We start from the raw sequence: 19,412 nt of genomic DNA on the forward strand, positions 1-19,412 counted from the left end.
AAAACTACCCAAGCCGGTACCGAACTTAACCTTGGTCACCTAATCCACACCGCCGACAACTACCGCGGCAGTTTCCGTGGACTGGGTGCCGAACTACGTACCGACGCTTATGGTGCACTCCGCGCTGGTGCCGGACTACATCTCAGTAGCTATCCTATTAGCCATAACGCCAATCAACGCGACTATGCGGCTGATAACACCGCAGGTATGGCACTTTTAAAGCAAGCGACCAGCCTGGCAAAAAGCTTCAGCGATGCGGCCAAGACGCATCAAACGGTGGAGCTTGCCAGCCACATCGGGAGTATTCGTAGTTATAGCAGCAGTCTTGATCCACGTGCTTCCCCTATCAAAGCACTGCACACCGCCGCCAGTGGCATGCTTAGTGCCCAGAGTGAAGCACAGGCAAAAGCCGATGCTGCTGATAAAAATACAGCGCCCAACAAAGACACTTTGCCGCATAGCACTGATCCCATTATCAGCCTCAGCGCGAAAGCGGGCCTGAGCATGACCGCCGGACAAAACATCCAATTTGCCAATGGAGAAACCACGACGTTCCTCAGCGGACAAGATACGCAACTGCATACGGGGAACCAATTCCGCCTGCAAACAGGACAAGCGATCGGCATCCTGGGCGGTGTCGTCAAACCTGGTGAGCAACAAATCGGATTACAACTGATCGCCGCTAAAGACAACATCGACCTGCAAGCGCAAAGTGACCAGATGCAGATTCAGGCTAGAGATGAGATCAATATCCTCAGCAGCCATGCACATATTGACTGGGCTGCGGCGAAGAGTATTAGCCTCAGTACCGCTGACGGGGCCAATATTACGATCAAGGATGGCAATATTACTGTGCAGTGTCCGGGGAAGATTCTGGTACAGGCTGGGAAGAAGAGCTTTGTTGATGCTGACACCTTGAACTACGCGATGCCGACCATGCCAACATCTGGTCCGTTTCAACGCAAGTTCATCATTACACGTGCGACCGACCAGCAAGTGGTGCCACATCAAAAATATCGTCTGACGCTAGATGACGGACGGAAGGTGGAAGGTATCAGCGATGCACAAGGCGCTACTAATCTCGCGCACAGTGACAGTATGCAAATCGTCAAAATTCAATTTCTTTACGACTGACTTCTTTACGAATAATTCAACGTGATAACAAATAATCAAACGCCTTACGGCGCCAGCGTGAATATGTCCGCACCAGGCATGCCAGATGCAAAAGTAGAAATGCTTCATCAACCTGGCATCATCATCTTTGTCCATGGAGTCAACTCAGATGGCGAATGGTACGAGGCGGCAGAAAGAGGTTTGTTAAAAGGTTTAAGCGCTCGCCTCGGTCTGAATGACGCAGTGGGCGGCGACCTTAGCTTGAGTCCAGTCACGTATGCCAAGGAGTTGATGCCTGATGGCAGTCTGAACCGTGATATTTCTGGTAAAAATTTTATCTCTGACCATGGAAATTCACCGGTTATTCGTTTTCGCTGGGGCTATAAAGCAGCAGGTCAGGATGGTACGCCCGGCTCACGAGATGAAGTAAGCACCTACGGTGGCAAGATTTATCTTAACGAGCTAGATGCCTGGGGTGGTGGCCCCTTCCAAAACGGTACCACCGCGCTTCCCTACATGTGGGGCTTAGGTTTGGATGATCGCGTATTCTGGTGGTTATATGCCAATATGTTTCCCGTGGCCGGACGCGAAGTCTATGCCAGTCCGCCCCGCGCCTACTTTGCCCATGCGGCACATCGCCTCAAAGAGCTGATCAAATCCATCCGTGATAAACAGGCAGATTGCCCCATCACCGTGGTGTGCCATAGCCAAGGCAATATGGTCACCATCGCCGCTGCTCTGCTAGGCGAAAAAGAACATGCCCTGGCCGACACCTACATACTCTGCAACCCACCGTATAGTCTGGAAAGCCTGGGCATGGATAAAATTATCAACCATGATGACAAATCCGCCGTAGGTCAATTTGGTAGCGTCACCACTGCCGCACGCAAACTCACCTTTGCGAACTTCCTTAAAACGGTAAAAGAGCTCCAAGCCAAGATAGGCCCGCAATCTCTTGATCTCATCAATCGTTATCATGGTTTTAAACAGCCCGACAGCGGTAAGACTATTTTTGAATTAAGTGCATTCCCAAGCGACCCTAAACAAGTGCCGCAAGAGGGACAAGACCGCGACAATCGTGGTCGCGTATTTTTGTATTGCAATCCGCATGATCAAGTCATTGGTGTGAGCCCGGTCGAAGGCATAGGCTGGCGTGGTGTGAGCCAGGCACAATTGCCTGAAATAGGAGCCGATGGTGTATTCCACCAACGCGTTTGGGCTACACCGGGAGGCAATCAAAGTCCCTCATTTGCCGTTGGTTCACCAGATTGGACCGGGCGCGCTTACCGTTATATTGACGATCACCATAAACCGGGACATTTCTGGTATCCACCTGCGCCGCGCATGAAGTATGAGTTGAGCCTCAACCCCAACCAGAGCGTAGCGTCCCAAATCATCACGGTATTGACCTCTCCGATTTTTTTGATTTTTACCAGACTGGTCACGCTGCGTATCAACAATGAACCCAAAAAAGACTGGGCAGTCCCCATTACAGCACCCGTCCTCAGATCTCCCGTCGTACCGCAGTCTGTACGTTACGGAAAAACAGCTGAATTTGATCAGGGTTATGACCCTGCACATGATGCCCTTGCCAATGCCGAAGATAAGGACAAATTAAAAGACGATGTTCATGGCGGCCTATACCAAGATAGTGGTGCAGGCGATGCCAATAGTGAAGCAAGTTTGCGCTACGAACATCAGGCACGCATCCGTCGGCTAGAACGAGAACGCGACCCCACGGGTAACACTAAATTACCTGAAGAAGATCAGCGTGCTGCCATTACACGGATGTTGAAAGAAAACCCGAATGCGACAGACCATTCCACTATCCTGACTAATCCGGCACATTCGGAAAAGGTTCTTGCCTACGACGTGGCAATTGGATGGGTGAACCCCAGTAAGATTACTGAAGAAGATATGTTCGCGTTCAGGCAGTTTGCGCATTGGATGATGTTAAAAGATACATTTGGACTTCCAGTTACTCAGCAATTTGAAGATTACTGGAAGCGTGGCTTCTATAACGAACTACAGCTTCAGCACACCTACACCATGGAGCACATGGATAAGAACGCTTCACTCATCAAGGATGAGCGCGAGCGCAGTCTGCTTGGTGCGATTAAAGGATGAAGTTTATGCCACACCATATCAACATAAAACAACGCCGTACTCTACTGACAGGAGCCCTAGGAATGGGATTATTGACACTTTTAGGATTCAAGCCCGCGACTGCCGCCAGTACAAAGGCTGCTGACGCAATAGCACCTAAATCCACTACATGGCCGCAAGGTGCAATGGTTCAACTGGTCGGCGCCAACCTGATCTCTAATCTGTTTGACCAAGGCTTTGGGATAGAGAAATATTTGCCTAAACTGTTTGAGTTAGGATCGAATGGCAAACCACCTAAATCATTTAAGTCTATAGCTCCTGGCAACGGAAAATTTTATCCCGAAGGACGCTACAGGTGTGATGTAAGTTATATAGATGAACTCTGCCTAGGCCTCCAGTTTGTCGTCAGCTATTACGGCCGCGACATCCAAGGCTTCAACATGTTCATGTGGAATGGTATACGCATGAATGGTCTGCCTATCGTCAGTGGCTTTACCGCTGAACGTACTGAAGAGGAGGCGCGCACCATATGGCGCAAAGCTTACCAAGCCTATGGCCTCACCTCCAAACCAGTGCTCACTTTATCATCCGGCAATTCTGGATGGACGACATTGGAAACAGGCTGGAACATGATCTCCACTCCAGACGCTAAAGTGATCTGGCAAGCGACCGTAGATTCGCCCAGCTACCCAAAAGATGACGAACCCAACGAAGCCGCAGTGCTTTTAATGGTAGCCCATCCCGCCTACGACACAGGCCGCAAACCTCTGGCCTACTTCAGCGCACCGCAGATTGTGCCGGTCAAAGAGGTTAAGTCGGTTGAGGGAGAAAGTCGCAAAATCACCGCCATGCGCCAAGCCGTCATGCAAGCCTGCACCGCCGCAGGCATTGACTCCACATCGATAGGCTCAGTAGCGACTGATTGCGGACGCGGAACAGCATTATCTGCCCAACACCTGGGAGAAGTTGGTCGCGTATTGCACGATGTACTTCCTGAATTTGACGTCACCAAAGACAGAATCGATATGGTGGCTTTAATAGGTGAGCTGGGCGCAAATACAGTAAATTACACCTTGCTGATGGCCGCTTATGCTGCACATCAGCGCAACCATGTGGTGCTGTATTTATCCAACGTAGATCCGGAAGCTGGTCGCGCTATGTTGATATTCCCACCAAAAGATCACACGCCACCTGATCCGCATCGTAGCTTTCCAGAACATAAACCGCGTGGTCAATGGTACGCGCCTTGGTGGGGACAGCGACTGGATGGAAAATTGGATTATTAAGCGGACTTAAAACGAAGGTATCAAATAAGATGACAACGCAAAAGATAGAACTTACACAACCCACACAAGAAAAAAGCTACAACCCCAACCACTTGCTCGATGCTGTCATCAAGCACGTCGGATTAAAAAACGATGCAGCGCTGTCACGGATGCTGGAAGTTGCACCGCCGGTGATCAGTAAAGTCCGTCATGGCCACTTGCCTGTCGGTGCGACTTTGCTGTTGCGCATGCATGAGATCAGCGACTTGAGTATTCGGGAACTACGCTCGTTGATGGGCGACCGTCGGATGAAATTCAGGGGTTGATGCAACCGCGCTGAATAAGTTGGTCGCTGTACACCAGTTTATACTCCCTGCTAGTATATTTATAGTGTCCATATAATCCTTGGACACTAAGGCATATTGATTTAAAAATAGTGGGAGTATATGGTTTTACGTCTTAAACGATCACATCGTTAAATAATAGTCACGACGCAGTCTGATTTTATTTTTGCCCGATCAACTAGCCAATCACTTGATCGCGTAGAGTCAAGCTAAGTGCTTAGTCCTGCAAGGATTTTTGATACTTTTCTGGCGACACTTCATAGCTGATGTACTATGATGCCGATTGGGTGGCGTAAAAAGAGTTTGGATTTTAATGGCCGGCTTGCGGTGGATGTTAATCCTCATCTACTCATACAATCTACTAATACCAACTGACACTGACCTGCCAAATAATTGCCAAATAACTTGTGAAACTCTCTCATCCCTCTCGCCTGATTGCAGCGTTTTTAACGCTGTTTAGCATGCTGTTTATGCAGCTTGCTGTGGCATCTTATGCTTGCCCTGGCAGGACGATGGGTAATGTTATGAGCGGTATGAGCGGCACGAGCAAAAACGTCAACGCTATGACTATGGTGGGCTGCGAAGGTATGGACAGCGAGCAACCCGCACTGTGCCACGCCCATGCTGAAGATGCGTTTGGAAAACAATCGCTGGATAAACCAACAGCGCCGGATGTACCTGCCTTTGTACAGGCTGGATTAGTGCTGACGCTGGTCATCATTGAAATATCAGAACTCCCACAAGAACCTCAGCGTCAAAGCTTATTGCTGGCACGCTCTACCGCGCCGCCCATCGCTATCCGCAATTGCTGTTTCCGCATTTAAATCTCCAGATCGCTTAGCTTGTTGCCGTACGTCTTTTTGACGACAGTGCCGTTGATCGTTCTCTGGAGATTCCATGTCTTTCCCAATCTACGCACCTTTGCTTGCGCATCTTAATGCTGACCATCATTCTAAGCTGGTCAATACCATACTCCGTGCCGGAAAAATCGGCAAAATAATCACCGCGTTCGTGATTACGCTGTCGTCACTCAACGTCAAGGCTGCGGATATATCACTAACTATGCCAATGACGTCGCAGACTGTACCACTCACCGTGCCGCTAACTTTGAGCCAAGCGCAGCAACTTGCGGTCGCCCGGTCGCATCAACTGATTGCACAGGATTTAGCTGTTACTGCCTCACGTGAAATGGCGATCGCGGCCGGACAATTGCCTGATCCAGTATTAAAAGCCGGCATCGATAATCTGCCTATTAACGGCCCTGACCGTGGCAGCCTGACCAGCGATTTTATGACGATGCATCGTATCGGTGTGATGCAAGAACTGACCCGAAGCGATAAGCGCCAGTTGCGCGCCCAACGCTATGACCGGGCAGCCGATAAGTCGTTAGCAGAAAAATCCAACCTCATTACCTCTATTCAACGCGATACTGCGATTGCCTGGTTGGACCAATACTATGCAGAACGCATGGCTGTCGTGGTCGCAGAACAAACAGCTCAAGCCAAGCTTGAAATCGACGCGGCGGAGGGAAATTATCGCGCTGGTCGCGGCAGCCAGGCAGATATCTTTAGCGCCCGTAGTGCGCTAAGTATGGCGAATGACCGCAGCAGCGACATCCAACGTAAACTACGCAACGCCAAGACGATGTTACATCGTTGGACCGGTGTTAACTCAGAGCTGAGCTTAGCGGAGCAGCCTCAGCTTGACACTATTCGCCTAGATCAATCAACGCTAGACACTTCGCTCGCCCATCATCCACAGATCGCGGTATTGAACAGGCAAACAGAGCTGGCCGAAGCCGATGCCAAACTGGCAGAGGCGAATAAAAAATCGGACTGGTCTGTCGAGGTCGCTTTTCAGCAGCGTGGTTCTGCCTATTCAAATATGGTATCGGTCGGCGTATCACTGCCGTTTCAGTGGGATCAAAAGAACCGCCAGGATCGCGAGCTCTCTTCCAAACTAGCAATGGTCGAAAAAGCCAAAGCCGAGCGTGACGAAATGCTGCGCGCCCACGTCGCCGAGACCAAAGCAATGATAGACGAATGGCAAACGGAGCTTGAGCGTATCGCCCGCTACGAGCACGAATTAATCCCGTTGGCAGCAGAGCGGACGCAAGCCACGATGGCGGCATACCGGGGCGGCAAATCCAGCCTATCTGAACTCTTGTCTGCACGCCGCAATGAGCTTGATATGCGCCTGCAAGCGCTGCAACTTCAATCCGACACTGCCCGTTTATGGGCACAACTGAATTTTCTATTTCCGGCCGAAGTGTCAGGCATACATTCGGCTCAGTCCATGAACAAGGATATCCAATGAAAAATAAAAACATCCTCCTCACCGCAGGACTCGTTGCTATCGGAATGTTGACAGGATTTGGTCTCTATCGTCTCGGCATCAGCCAAGGTATGAAAGCCTCCGCAACACCCCAAACAAATACAGCGACGCCAACAGCCGGAGCTAATGATAAAAAGGTACTGTATTGGCACGATCCTATGGTTCCCACCCAAAAGTTTGATCACCCGGGCAAGTCACCGTTTATGGACATGCAACTGGTACCGGACTATGCCGATGGCGATAGTAATGGCGGCAACGACGGCAACGGTGATAACGAAAACTCAGTCAGCATCAGTTCCCGTGTGCAGCAGAATTTAGGAATACGCACCGCGCAAGTGGTCAAAGGCAATCTGAGCCTAGCATTAGCCGCGGTCGGTAGCGTTGCCTACAACGAGCGTGAAGTAGCGCTAGTGCAGGCACGCAGTAATGGCTTTATCGAAAAACTGTATGTCCGCGCGGCCTTGGATAGGGTCAAAAAAGGGCAAGCTCTAGCCGAATTATATGTGCCGGACTGGGTTGCAGCGCAGGAAGAATTTCTGACAGCAAAACGAATGCAGACGAGCGGCATAGATGGCTTGCTAGAGGCCGCTAAACAACGTATGCGTCTGGTCGGCATGAGCGATGAGCAAATCCATTTGGTAGAAACCAGTGGCAAGCTACATCCACGCATCACGATTACAGCGCCGGTCGGCGGCGTCATTACAGAATTGTCGGCACGTGAAGGGATGACCGTCATGACAGGCGCACCGATGTTCCGCATCAACGGCATGGCGACGATCTGGGTCAATGCCGATGTCCCAGAAAATAGTCTGGCGCAGATACGTCCGGGTAACACGGTGGAAGCCAGCACCCCCTCCTTACCCGGCACAACCTTCAAAGGGAAAGTCAGCGCGATCTTGCCACAAGTCGATATGACGACCCGCACGCTAAAAGCCCGTATTGAACTGAACAATCCTTCCGGTCAATTGGTAGCCGGTATGTTCGCTACTATTAAATTTAATTCTGACGCACACAACGATATTTTACTGATACCGACAGAAGCCATCATCCAGACCGGTACCCGCTCGGTCGTGATGATCGCTCAGGATAACGGCAAGTTTATGCCAGTGGATGTTGAGACCGGCATGGAAGCCAATGGTCAGACCGAAATCCGCAAGGGACTGCAAGTCGGGCAAAAGCTGGTTGTTTCAGGTCAGTTTTTAGTCGATTCAGAAGCAAGCCTGAAAGCGACAACGACCCGTATGAGCGACGCCTCTGCCAACGCTGCAATGACAACGACTGTGCCTGCACTTCCATCAGGAGCCAAAAAATGATGGCGAAAATAATCCGCTGGTCTATCGCAAATCGCTTTCTGGTATTGCTAGCAAGCTTGATGATGACCGCATGGGGTATCTGGTCACTATCACGCACACCGTTGGATGCAATTCCAGACTTGTCCGACGTGCAGGTCATCATCCGCACCAGCTACCCGGGTCAGGCACCGCAGATCGTTGAAAATCAGGTGACGTATCCCTTGACCACCACCATGCTCTCGGTACCGGGCGCCAAGACGGTACGCGGTTATTCTTTTTTTGGAGACTCCTTCGTCTACGTATTATTTGAAGACGGTACAGATATGTACTGGGCACGCTCACGTGTGCTGGAATACTTAAATCAGGTGCAGTCGCGTTTACCACCGCAAGCGAAAGCCTCGCTTGGCCCTGATGCTACCGGTGTAGGATGGGTGTATGAATACGCGCTGGTAGATCGCAGCGGCAAGATGGATTTGTCGCAATTACGCGCCTTCCAGGATTGGTTTTTGAAGTACGAATTAAAATCCGTTCCTAACGTATCCGAAGTCGCCAGTATTGGTGGCATGGTGCGCCAATATCAAGTGCAACTCGATCCTGACAAAATGCGTGCGTATAACATCCCCCACGGCAAAATCGTAGAGGCGATACAGAAAGCGAACCAAGAAACCGGTGGCTCGGTATTAGAGCTGGGTGAGGCCGAATACATGGTGCGCGCTTCCGGCTATCTCAAAAGCTTGGATGACTTTCGTAAGATTCCTCTGACCGCGACCGACGCTGGTGTATCGGTGCGGCTAGGCGATGTAGCGCGTGTCCAGATCGGACCAGAAATGCGGCGTGGCATTGCCGACCTGAATGGCGAAGGCGAAGTCGCAGGCGGCGTGATTGTGATGCGCTCCGGCAAAAACGCCCTAGAAACGATCAACGCCGTCAAAGCAAAATTAGAACAATTAAAAGCCAGCCTGCCGCCTGGGGTTGAGATCGTTACCACCTATGACCGCTCGCACCTGATCAAGCGTGCAGTCGATAATTTGCAAGAGAAATTGATAGAAGAATTTATCGTCGTCGCGCTGGTCTGCGCGATTTTCTTATTCCATTTGCGCTCAGCGCTAGTCGCTATCGTCACTTTGCCGGTGGGTATTTTGATTGCCTTTACGGTCATGTATTACCAGGGAGTGAACGCCAACATTATGTCACTGGGCGGGATCGCGATCGCTGTTGGCGCCATGGTAGATGCGGCAGTGGTGATGATAGAGAACGCACACAAACATATCGAGGCCTGGAACCATACTCACCCAGACAAAAAATTATCCGGCGAAGAACATTGGCGGGTCATCGGCGATGCAGCGACAGAAGTTGGTCCCGCACTTTTTTTCTCGCTCTTAATTATTGTGTTGTCGTTTATTCCGGTATTTACGCTAGAGGCGCAAGAGGGACGTTTATTTGCACCGCTCGCTTTTACTAAAACTTATGCCATGGCTGCTGCTGCCGTGCTGGCGGTGACACTGATTCCGGTATTAATGGGTTATCTGATCCGCGGCAAAATTCCGGATGAACAAAAAAATCCGCTGAATCGTTTCTTCATTGCGCTCTACCGTCCGTTACTCGATGTGGTGCTGCATTCACCCAAAGCAACGCTGATCGTTGCCGCCTTAGTCGTCGTTGCAACTCTTTGGCCAATATCACGTTTGGGCGGTGAGTTTATGCCGCCGCTGGATGAAGGTGATCTGCTGTATATGCCCTCTGCGCTGCCTGGCATTGGTGCCGGTAAGGTATCCGAATTACTGCAACAAACCGACCGTCTGATCAAGACCGTGCCGGAAGTACAAACCGTCTTTGGCAAAGCGGGACGTGCCGAATCAGCAACTGACCCCGCGCCCTTGGAAATGTTTGAGACCACCATACAATTCAAACCACGTGATCAATGGCGTGCTGGCATGACCACCGACAAGTTGATTGAAGAACTGGACCGCATCGTCAAAGTACCCGGATTATCCAACATCTGGGTACCACCGATCAGAAACCGTATCGATATGCTGGCTACCGGCATCAAGAGTCCGGTCGGTATTAAAGTTGCCGGTGCCAGCTTAAAAGAAATCGACCGCATTACCGCCGACATTGAACATGTCGTCAAAAATGTAGCGGGCGTATCTTCGGCCTTAGCAGAGCGTTTAAACGGCGGTCGCTATATTGACGTGGACATCAACCGGGATGCAGCAGCTCGTTATGGATTAAATATTGCGGATGTGCAAAGCATCGTTTCAGCCGCCATCGGTGGTGACAATATTGGAGAAACCGTCGAGGGCTTACAACGCTTTCCGATCAATCTTCGCTACCCCCGTGAGCTACGTGACTCGGTAGAAAAATTACGTCAATTACCGGTGCTGACCGAACGTGGCGCGCAGATCCAATTAGGTGATGTAGCTCAGATCCGCATCAACGATGGGCCACCGATGTTGAAGAGTGAAAATGCACGCCTGTCGGGCTGGGTTTATGTCGATATCCGTGACCGTGATTTAAATTCGACGGTGCATGAGATGCAGCAAGCAGTTGCCAAGCAAGTGAAACTACCTGCAGGTTATTCTGTCACCTGGTCTGGTCAGTTTGAATATCTGGAACGCGCCACCGCCAAGCTAAAAATAGTGGTGCCAGCGACCTTATTGATTATTTTTGTGCTGCTGTATATGACATTTAAACGTGTCGATGAGGCGGCACTGATCATGGCGACCTTGCCGTTTGCACTAGCTGGCGGGATTTGGCTGCTTTGGTTACTTGATCATCACTTATCCGTTGCCAGCGGGGTAGGATTTATCGCTTTGGCAGGTGTCTCGGCAGAATTTGGCGTGATCATGTTGCTCTATCTAAAACAAGCCTGGGATGCTCGCATCCACATCGGAAAAGAAACCGAGCAAGATTTGTTAGATGCGATTCGTGACGGCGCGGTGTTGCGGGTAAGACCAAAAGCCATGACGGTAGCGGTGATTATTGCCGGGCTAGTACCTATCATGTTGGGGCAAGGCACAGGCTCAGAGGTCATGCAACGCATCGCCGCACCAATGGTAGGCGGCATGATCACTGCGCCTTTATTGTCGATGTTTGTGGTACCTGCGGTGTATCTGTTATTGCGTCGAAAACAAATCAGAAAATTGGCAGAAACATCGGCAAAAACATCAGCAGGAACATTAGCAGATACATTAGCAGATGCACCAGAGCGACAAGACTAAAGAGTCACCTAATTATAAGTTTGTAACACTTAGGTTTAGAAATCGCAGTTTAGCTATGTATGTGAATGTTAATATGATTTTCTAAGGTAACTCTCACCGGACAGGTTCTTATGACTTTATTAGCGAATATTCGAGTGCGCGATATGAGTGTAAAAACTCGTTTAACCTTGGCAGTCGCCTTATTTTTTACTCTGGCATTTGCCCTGCTCACCGTATTCTCTATATCCGTATTTGAAAGGACCTTAGAAAAAGTCATCGACGTTCGTCAGTCAAGTCTCATACAAAATACCGCAGATGAGATAGATCAAAAATTTGAATTGAGAAGAAGCACCTTAATCCGTCTGGCGGTTGACCTTGGCTCAGTACCGCGAGATAACGACAACTTACAAAGCTTTCTTGAACAGCAACATAGCCTCGACGGCTTGTTTGATAATTTTGCGATCTTCGACCTCAAAGGAGACCTAATCGCAAATATGGATAGGCCAGAAACCCGCGGAAAATTAAATATATCGACCAGAGACTATTTTCAGAAATCCATTGCAGAGGGCAAAGTCGTCATTTCATCACCATTAAAAAGTGGTGTCTCAGGACGACCAATTGTCGTGATCTGCGTTCCTATTTTTGATCCAAGGGGACAAATGATCTTGACCTTATTGGGTACCATAGAATTGACTGAAGACAGTTTTTTGGCCAACTTTGCTAATGAGAAAATTGGTGCTACGGGATATTTTTATATCGTGACTGCTAAAGGCTTTTTTGTAACTCACCCAGACCAGTCACGTATCTTAAAGAACACCAGTGATCTTCTTGGCAAAAGTAAATCGCTAGATATGGCTTTGAGTGGATTTGAGGGAACAACAATGTCCACTACGCGGCAGGGACAAGAGGCTATATTTTCTTTCAAACGCTTGAAATCTGTAGACTGGATTGTTACCGCCGTTTACCCGTCTGAGGAAGCTTTTAGTCCCATCATAGAAGTTAAGCGTAGCGCCATTTTTGTCAGCATAACTTTATTGGTGATTCTGTTGCCGCTTGCTTGGTGGTTTATGTATCGGCAACTAGCTCCGCTACAAAAATTACGTAATAAAGTCATTACCGCAGATACTGAGTTTGATATTAATTTACTTCCAAAAAGCTATCCCAAGGATGAGATTGGAGAACTCGCCAAATCTTTTGACGATGCGATGGCTAGACGGCTAGCGGCTGAATCCGCCTTAGTCACAAGCGAAAATAAATTACGATTAATCGCAGACAATATGTCAGCCTTTATCGGCTACATTGATTACAACGAAAAATATACTTTTGTAAATAAGCAGGTTGAAAAGCTGTTTGGACTCTCTGCTAAACAAGCTATTGGCAAGACCATCAAAGAAGTCACGGCGCCCGCTTTTTATCATCAAATCAAACCGTTTATCAACCAAGTCCTTAATGGGGAGTGGACACGGTATGAGCATCAGGCACAAAGAAACGGCAATGTTGAATGGGACCGTGTGACCTACGTCCCGGACATTAATGCAGACGGAATGGTCGATGGATTTTTTGTACTTGTTGAGGACATTACAGAATTTAAACGCATCCAAACAGAATTAACTGCAAGTGAAAAACGCACCAGAACGATTACCGATAATGTGCCCGCACTGATAGGCTATATTGATGCGGATGAACGATATCAGTTCTGCAATCGGTTCTACAACATGATCCCTGGTTTGAACTCTGAGATGATGATAGGCCAGACGGTCAAAGACGTTTTTGGCGAAGCGCCCTATCTGGAATTGAAGGAAAATATCCGGCAAGCACTGAAAGGAAAAGCGGTCTCTTTTGAGCGCTTTACCACCGAGCGCGGTCTCGCCAGATATCTGCAATATGAATATGTGCCTGACGTTAATCTTGATGGTTCTACGGTCGGTTTTTATACCATGGTCATTGATGTAACCGGTCGTAAAGAAGCAGAACTAAAACAGCAGTCCAGCGAGGGATTGTTGCGTGCAATTGCAGACAATATCCCGGCATTCGTCGGCTTTATCGATAAAGAAGATCGCTTTCAATTTGTGAACCGGCCATACGAAGCTTGGTTTAATCTGCCACTTGCAGAGATACGCGGACGCTCTGTCTTGTCATTGCTAAGCGAACCAATTCAGCAACTACACACAGAACATTTTCAGATTGCGCTTGCAGGTGAAAAAACAGAGTTTGAATTGCAAATCAGTATCTCTGGGATCTTTAATCATTACAGAGCGACTTATGCACCGCAACGCGATGAGGCTGGAAACGTAATTGGCGTTAATTCATTAATTAACGATATTACCGATGCCAAAGCGATAGAAACACAACTACTCGCGCTAGCAAGATTTGATACCTTAACTGGCTTACCCAACCGTAACCAACTCAACGAAAGGCTAGCGGAAGCCACCGCCAGATCAACACGAAATCAGCGGTCTATCGCTGTCATGTTTCTTGATCTTGATCGTTTTAAATCCATCAACGATACCCTTGGACATCATGCAGGCGATCTGGTCCTCAAAGAATTTGCGTTCAGATTAAAGGGCTGTATCCGCCAGACCGACATGGTCGGGCGCTTGGGCGGTGATGAATTTGTGATTGTTCTTGAAGGTTTAAATAGCCAGGAAGAAAGTGAAATTGTAGGATCAAAAATCATCCAGGCAATGACGACTCCCTTCAATATTGATGGCAACTCTAGAATCATCACTACCAGTATCGGGATTGCGATTTCTAACACTAAAAATTCCAGTGGCGAAGACCTCTTGAACAAGGCTGACGAAGCCTTGTATCTGGCTAAAAAAGCGGGACGGAATATTTTTAGAAGTCTTGAACTTTAACGGATGAAAAGGTAGACGTCACCACTCGTTAGCGATGCTTGGCGAGGTTTGCGAGTTAAACCCAGATTTTCCATTAGACCGCTACCACTTCGCAAAAAATGCAGACGGCGTGCGGTCTTCAGAGGGATAGCACCACCGCGATTTGAGTGGAAACGCTACAGCGATAATTGCACCTTTGGCGAACTGCCTGGCGTTGTTCCAATGGAAAATCTGGGTTAAAGCAAAACTATCACTCTATAAGCAAACAAACAGGCAACTGATAGCAACAAACAAGCAAAGCTAGTTTGTATCATCGTCTCACTGAATAATCTGGCAGCACGTCTGCCCAGCAGCATGCCAAGTATCGTACTCAGTACAAAAAATGTTGTGAACTGCAAAGGGATTACCGCGCCATGTAGTACAGCGCTACCTACCCCGGCGCTGCCGACTAAAGCAATCACAAATAAGGAAGTCGCAATCGCGCCATGCATACTGAGGTTGGTGTAGTGCCGCAACATCGGGACGATAACAAAGCCGCCGCCAACACCCAATAAACCCGTGACTAAACCTGCGATACCGCCGATTGAGGCAATGACTAAGCTGGTAACCCACGTCCATTCAAAACGCCCGGTGCTACTGTTGATACAAACCCGGGTTGGTGATTGCTGACCGGAAGCGGGATTAATCCTTCGGCTGAATAATCGGATCGCCACAAAAAATAAAATCACAGCGAATAAACCCATCAACCAGACTTGTGGGAGGCGCTGTGCAGCTAGTACACCGACAGAGGTTAAGGGCATACCAATCAAGGCCATCAGTAATGCAGCACGGTAACGCACTAGATTTTTTCGAAAGCCCTCTACCGCACCCACCGCAGCGCCAACGGTGACGGCTAACAATGCCACGGGCATGGCTTGCTGCATTTGCCAGCCCATTGCCTCAACCAAAGCGGGTACCGCCAAAATGCCGCCACCCGCACCAGTCATGCCCATGACTGCGCCGACGGTTACACCAATAATCAAAGCAATAAGCTGGAGCATGTGAGTATAGTCAGGTGAGTAGAATCAAGTGAACAGCGTCATAGAGGTTGGATCAAATAGCCAAGTTCAAATAAGCAAAGCCGTTTTTATTGATCAGATTGTTTTGCTGTAGAAGCATAGAATTTTTCTAACCAATTAAACACCTGCATGCCGACCAGCATCGCCAGCACAAACAAGGCGCCTTTGCCAAAGCCGCCACCCAGCAAAACCAGCGCCGGGCCCGGACAAATTCCGGCGATTCCCCAACCCATACCAAACAGCAGACTACCGATGATGAGACGACGATCGATCTGCGTGCCAGTCGGCAAATGTATAGGCAAACCAAGCAGCGACTGTTGATGTTGGTGTTGATATTGACGCTGACGTCGACGCGCAAACCAAAATGCACCACTGGCTACCGCAATCGCACCCGCCATCACCAAGGCCAATGATGGATCCCAAGCGCCGCCCAGATCTAAAAAACCAAGCACTTTGACCGGATCAGCCATGCCCGCCAAAATCAATCCCAGACCAAAAATCAGTCCCGCCAATCCAGAGAAAAATAGGGGCATCATAGAACTCCGGTTAAATTGGTCAAACCATGCCGGAGGATAAAAACGGTGACAAAACCGGCTGCCATAAACGCGATGGTTGCCATTAAAGAACGCGGCGATAAACGCGACAAACCACAAACGCCGTGCCCGCTGGTACAGCCTGAACCATAGCGTGTACCGATGCCGACCAGCAAACCGGCAATGATGATGGACGGCCAACCAGTATCAATTTTTATTATAGGCAAAGTGGCAAATACGCCATATACCAAAGGCGCGCTCAGCAAACCCAGCACAAACGCTAGGCGCCACCACCAATCGCCGCTCACCGGTCGCAACAATCCGGCAACGATGCCGCTGATGCCAGCAACCCGACCATTCATCAAGATCAGCAGCGATGCGGCGAGACCGATTAAAGCGCCGCCAAGCAAAGCAGAAACCGGGGTAAAAACGGCCCATGCAATATTCATAAAAATAGTCTCATAAAATATACTCCCCAATATTTTTTTAAAATAATGCCGATTGTCCAAATAATACCTAGACGATTAAAATATACTAACCCTGAGTATATTCAGGACTTAGGACAATACAGATCATACAAAAGCTGCAACAAATGCAGTACTTTGGGGTCGGCGACAGAGTAATAAATGCGCTTTCCGTCACGCCGCGTATCGACTAAACCTTCGGTTCGCAACACGCCCAATTGCTGCGACAAGCTGGGTTGATGCAGATCTAGCAGCTCTTCCAGCTCGCTGACAGACTTCTCGCCTTGGCTAAGCTGGCACAGCAGCAGTAAGCGATCTTCATTGCCCAAAGCACGCAAGGTGCTGCTAGCGGCTTGTGCAGCGATGCGCATTTGTGCAATATCAAACGCATGTCCGGCTGGCTCTGTTGATTCTATTGATTCTGTTGTTTGGGTAGTCATAGCAGCTCGTTATAATTTACTTGATTACATTATATAATTTGATATTATGTAAGTCAAAAGAATATTTATCCCCCAATCATTAGGAATGAGGAAATCATGTCCGTGCAATTTCAAAGCTTCTTTGATGCCACCACTTGCACCGCGACTTATGTGGTCTTTGATAAGGTAGCAGGCAAAACTGGCGGTCATGCTGCCGTGATCGACAGCGTCCTCAATTACGATCCCAAATCCGGGCGCACCAGTACCGCAGGTGCAGATCAGATTGTGGAATTTATTCGTAGCCAGCAATTACAACTTGATTGGATATTAGAAACCCACGCGCATGCCGATCACTTATCGGCTGCACATTATTTGCGCCAGCAGTTAGGCGGAAAAATTGCGATTGGCGCACATATCCGTCAGGTACAAACGGTATTTAAAAAGCTATTCCATCTGGAGCCGGACTTCGCGGTTGATGGTTCGCAATTTGATGTGCTGTTTGAGGAGAATGAAGAATTCCAGATCGGCAGTTTGACCGCCAAGGCCTTATATGTGCCTGGCCACACCCCAGCAGATATGGCATACCAGATCGGCGATATGGTTTTTGTCGGCGACACTTTATTTATGCCCGATGTCGGCACGGCGCGTTGCGACTTCCCTGATGGCGATGCGCACTTACTGTATCGCTCTATCCAAAAACTATTATCACTGCCGGAATCGACACGCCTCATGATGTGCCACGACTACCCACCGACCAACCGCGCAATCCGCTTAGAAACCAGTGTGGCCGAGCAAAGGATTAATAACATTCACGTACATGACGGCATCAGTGAGGCCGCGTTTGTAGCAATGCGCAACAAGCGCGATGCGGGTTTAGAGATGCCAATATTAATTTTGCCGTCGGTGCAAATCAATATCCGTGCTGGTGCTTTTCCGACAGCGGAAGAAAACGGGATTAGCTACTTAAAAATCCCGCTGAATGGCATATGAAGTTTTCTACATATATTTTTCTACATGGTTTTCTACATATAGTTTTCTACTGCAGCGTCGCCAGATTTATTCACCAGTTTTATGTGCTCTCTACGAGCTCTTTAGGATAAATCCTGACCAGCACTATCCGTGGGCCATTCATTTTTTTCACTACTGCATCAAATTGTGGGAAACCAATTTTTTGGCCTTCAATCGGTAAGTCGCCCAAGGTATGCATGATTAAACCGCCGATAGATTCAACCTCTTCGCTATCGATGTCGATACCGAGTGCAATGCCCAGAGTAAACAAAGGCAAACTGCCTTTGCCCATCATAGTACCGTCGTCCAACGTGACCCAATCGTTTTCATTCAAGCGGAATTCGTCACGGATTTGTCCAACCAAAGCGCCTAACAAATTATCCAAAGTCAAAAAGCCCAGCGGTTTATTGTCTTTGTAACCGACGATCGCAAAATGCGGCGCACCTTTACGAAAGCGCCGGAATAATTCCAATGCGGGCATGGTTGGCGGGACAAATTCTACATAGCGCAAATGGCTGCTTAATTCGTCTAGCGGTTTACCGCTTTGCTGCGCCAGAAATAAATCCTTCAGATGCAACATACCAAGGACTGTTTTGCCATCCGCCTCCAGATACGGATAACGGCTGAAGCGATTGCGATACGCAGTTTCCATATTCTGCGCCAAGGTTTTGTCCTTATGCATCGCTACTACTTCGCTAAATGGACGCATCAGGTCAGAAACTTCCAGATCACCAAAATCCAGCATCTGCGCCATGATGCTCCACTCATCTGGCGTCAGTTTTTTACTGCCATGGCTACCGCGCAAAATCAGCTTTAGTTCGTCCGGCGAGTAATGTGTATCGCCACCATGTGCGGCATCTAAGCCAACCCAGGTCAAGACTTTATTGGCGCTGGCATTGAGCGCCCAGATAACCGGGTACATCGTCCAATAAAATAAATACAGCGCCGGTGCAGTCCACAACGATACGGTCTCTGGCATACGGATCGCCATCGATTTTGGCGCCAGTTCACCAATCACAATATGTAAAAAGGAGATGACGAAGAAGGCAAAAATGAAGGAAATGCCATGAATCAATTCTACCGAGACGACGCCAACGGCAACCAGCAGAGGCTCCAGCAAGCGGGCAAACGCGGGTTCACCTATCCACCCCAGACCCAAAGACGCCAGCGTAATACCAAGCTGGCAGGCCGATAAATAAGAATCCAGATGTTGATGCACGGTACCAAGTAAGCGTCCACGCACGCCGCCGGTTTTGGCAATACTGCGCACTCTGGTTTGACGCAATTTGACCAACCCAAATTCGGCGGCCACAAAAAAACCATTCAACACCACCAAAAACAAGGCGGCGATTACGAGCAAAAGATTATCCAACACAAACTTTCTGTCAACGAACCAACCGCTAATGTAGACTAGATTGAGGGAACTTGCCTAGTAATTG

Annotated in this window: 15 protein-coding genes; 10 read left to right on the forward strand and 5 right to left on the reverse strand. The window is 48.9% G+C overall.

All coding sequences use genetic code 11. From position 1 onward, the window contains the following. The 9 genes from AAKU64_RS03435 to AAKU64_RS03475 form a co-directional block, all read left to right on the forward strand. On the forward strand, positions 1 to 1,134 hold a 1,134-nt coding region (locus AAKU64_RS03435; RefSeq protein WP_354361439.1), incomplete at its 5' end, for a DUF2345 domain-containing protein. 21 nt (positions 1,135 to 1,155) lie between these two features. After that, positions 1,156 to 3,240 carry a T6SS effector phospholipase Tle3 domain-containing protein gene (locus tag AAKU64_RS03440; RefSeq protein WP_354330008.1) on the forward strand — a complete coding sequence of 695 codons (2,085 nt, stop codon included), beginning with the start codon at positions 1,156 to 1,158 and terminating at the stop codon, positions 3,238 to 3,240. A 5-nt stretch (positions 3,241 to 3,245) separates the two neighbouring features. Beyond that, positions 3,246 to 4,505: a hypothetical protein gene (locus AAKU64_RS03445; RefSeq protein ID WP_354330007.1), complete on the forward strand. Its 1,260-nt coding sequence runs from the start codon at positions 3,246 to 3,248 to the stop codon at positions 4,503 to 4,505. Positions 4,506 to 4,534: 29 nt separating this feature from the next. Further along, positions 4,535 to 4,810: a hypothetical protein gene (locus tag AAKU64_RS03450; RefSeq protein WP_354330005.1), complete on the forward strand. Its 276-nt coding sequence runs from the start codon at positions 4,535 to 4,537 to the stop codon at positions 4,808 to 4,810. A gap of 425 nt (positions 4,811 to 5,235) precedes the next feature. Then, on the forward strand, positions 5,236 to 5,652 hold the full coding sequence (locus tag AAKU64_RS03455) for a hypothetical protein (protein WP_354361441.1): 417 nt from the start codon (positions 5,236 to 5,238) through the stop codon (positions 5,650 to 5,652). 73 nt (positions 5,653 to 5,725) lie between these two features. Continuing rightward, positions 5,726 to 7,144 (forward strand): TolC family protein, encoded by a 1,419-nt coding sequence (locus tag AAKU64_RS03460; RefSeq protein WP_354330001.1) that lies wholly within the window; start codon positions 5,726 to 5,728, stop codon positions 7,142 to 7,144. After that, positions 7,141 to 8,475 carry an efflux RND transporter periplasmic adaptor subunit gene (locus AAKU64_RS03465; protein ID WP_354361443.1) on the forward strand — a complete coding sequence of 445 codons (1,335 nt, stop codon included), beginning with the start codon at positions 7,141 to 7,143 and terminating at the stop codon, positions 8,473 to 8,475. Before AAKU64_RS03460 ends, AAKU64_RS03465 begins: the two co-directional genes overlap by 4 nt. Beyond that, the gene (locus AAKU64_RS03470) at positions 8,472 to 11,675 is read left to right on the forward strand and encodes an efflux RND transporter permease subunit (RefSeq protein ID WP_354329997.1); all 3,204 of its coding nucleotides are present in this window, start codon (positions 8,472 to 8,474) and stop codon (positions 11,673 to 11,675) included. The genes AAKU64_RS03465 and AAKU64_RS03470 overlap by 4 nt, the downstream gene beginning before the upstream one ends. A gap of 110 nt (positions 11,676 to 11,785) precedes the next feature. Further along, the gene (locus tag AAKU64_RS03475) at positions 11,786 to 14,512 is read left to right on the forward strand and encodes a sensor domain-containing diguanylate cyclase (protein ID WP_354361445.1); all 2,727 of its coding nucleotides are present in this window, start codon (positions 11,786 to 11,788) and stop codon (positions 14,510 to 14,512) included. 215 nt (positions 14,513 to 14,727) lie between these two features. Here the strand turns inward: AAKU64_RS03475 and AAKU64_RS03480 are convergent, their stop codons facing one another. The 4 genes from AAKU64_RS03480 to AAKU64_RS03495 all read right to left on the reverse strand — a co-directional run bounded on the left by AAKU64_RS03480 (position 14,728) and on the right by AAKU64_RS03495 (position 16,986). Next, positions 14,728 to 15,531: a sulfite exporter TauE/SafE family protein gene (locus AAKU64_RS03480; RefSeq protein WP_354329994.1), complete on the reverse strand. Its 804-nt coding sequence runs from the start codon at positions 15,529 to 15,531 to the stop codon at positions 14,728 to 14,730. 86 nt (positions 15,532 to 15,617) lie between these two features. Next, entirely contained in the window at positions 15,618 to 16,085 is a 468-nt protein-coding gene (locus AAKU64_RS03485) for a DUF6691 family protein (RefSeq protein ID WP_354329992.1), read from the reverse strand. After that, the gene (locus AAKU64_RS03490; protein WP_354329990.1) at positions 16,082 to 16,531 is read right to left on the reverse strand and encodes a YeeE/YedE family protein; all 450 of its coding nucleotides are present in this window, start codon (positions 16,529 to 16,531) and stop codon (positions 16,082 to 16,084) included. Before AAKU64_RS03490 ends, AAKU64_RS03485 begins: the two co-directional genes overlap by 4 nt. 101 nt (positions 16,532 to 16,632) lie before the next feature. Beyond that, positions 16,633 to 16,986 carry an ArsR/SmtB family transcription factor gene (locus tag AAKU64_RS03495; RefSeq protein ID WP_503012577.1) on the reverse strand — a complete coding sequence of 118 codons (354 nt, stop codon included), beginning with the start codon at positions 16,984 to 16,986 and terminating at the stop codon, positions 16,633 to 16,635. Between the two features lie 96 nt (positions 16,987 to 17,082). On the opposite strand from AAKU64_RS03495, the gene AAKU64_RS03500 reads away from it, so the two are divergent. Next, positions 17,083 to 17,955: an MBL fold metallo-hydrolase gene (locus AAKU64_RS03500; protein ID WP_354329988.1), complete on the forward strand. Its 873-nt coding sequence runs from the start codon at positions 17,083 to 17,085 to the stop codon at positions 17,953 to 17,955. A 79-nt stretch (positions 17,956 to 18,034) separates the two neighbouring features. Here the strand turns inward: AAKU64_RS03500 and AAKU64_RS03505 are convergent, their stop codons facing one another. Next, positions 18,035 to 19,345 (reverse strand): hemolysin family protein, encoded by a 1,311-nt coding sequence (locus AAKU64_RS03505; protein WP_354330098.1) that lies wholly within the window; start codon positions 19,343 to 19,345, stop codon positions 18,035 to 18,037. Positions 19,346 to 19,412 lie beyond the last annotated feature (67 nt).

The organism is Undibacterium sp. GrIS 1.8 (genome assembly GCF_040544445.1).
Lineage (GTDB): Bacteria > Pseudomonadota > Gammaproteobacteria > Burkholderiales > Burkholderiaceae_D > Undibacterium.

Coding starts and splice junctions, on each gene's coding strand:
- AAKU64_RS03475 (WP_354361445.1), top strand. CDS start 11,786: ATGACTTTATTAGCGAATATTCGAGTGCGCGATATGAGTGTAAAAACT.
- AAKU64_RS03450 (WP_354330005.1), top strand. CDS start 4,535: ATGACAACGCAAAAGATAGAACTTACACAACCCACACAAGAAAAAAGC.
- AAKU64_RS03500 (WP_354329988.1), top strand. CDS start 17,083: ATGTCCGTGCAATTTCAAAGCTTCTTTGATGCCACCACTTGCACCGCG.
- AAKU64_RS03490 (WP_354329990.1), bottom strand. CDS start 16,531: ATGAATATTGCATGGGCCGTTTTTACCCCGGTTTCTGCTTTGCTTGGC.
- AAKU64_RS03445 (WP_354330007.1), top strand. CDS start 3,246: ATGCCACACCATATCAACATAAAACAACGCCGTACTCTACTGACAGGA.
- AAKU64_RS03495 (WP_503012577.1), bottom strand. CDS start 16,986: ATGACTACCCAAACAACAGAATCAATAGAATCAACAGAGCCAGCCGGA.
- AAKU64_RS03480 (WP_354329994.1), bottom strand. CDS start 15,531: ATGCTCCAGCTTATTGCTTTGATTATTGGTGTAACCGTCGGCGCAGTC.
- AAKU64_RS03465 (WP_354361443.1), top strand. CDS start 7,141: ATGAAAAATAAAAACATCCTCCTCACCGCAGGACTCGTTGCTATCGGA.
- AAKU64_RS03470 (WP_354329997.1), top strand. CDS start 8,472: ATGATGGCGAAAATAATCCGCTGGTCTATCGCAAATCGCTTTCTGGTA.
- AAKU64_RS03485 (WP_354329992.1), bottom strand. CDS start 16,085: ATGATGCCCCTATTTTTCTCTGGATTGGCGGGACTGATTTTTGGTCTG.
- AAKU64_RS03460 (WP_354330001.1), top strand. CDS start 5,726: ATGTCTTTCCCAATCTACGCACCTTTGCTTGCGCATCTTAATGCTGAC.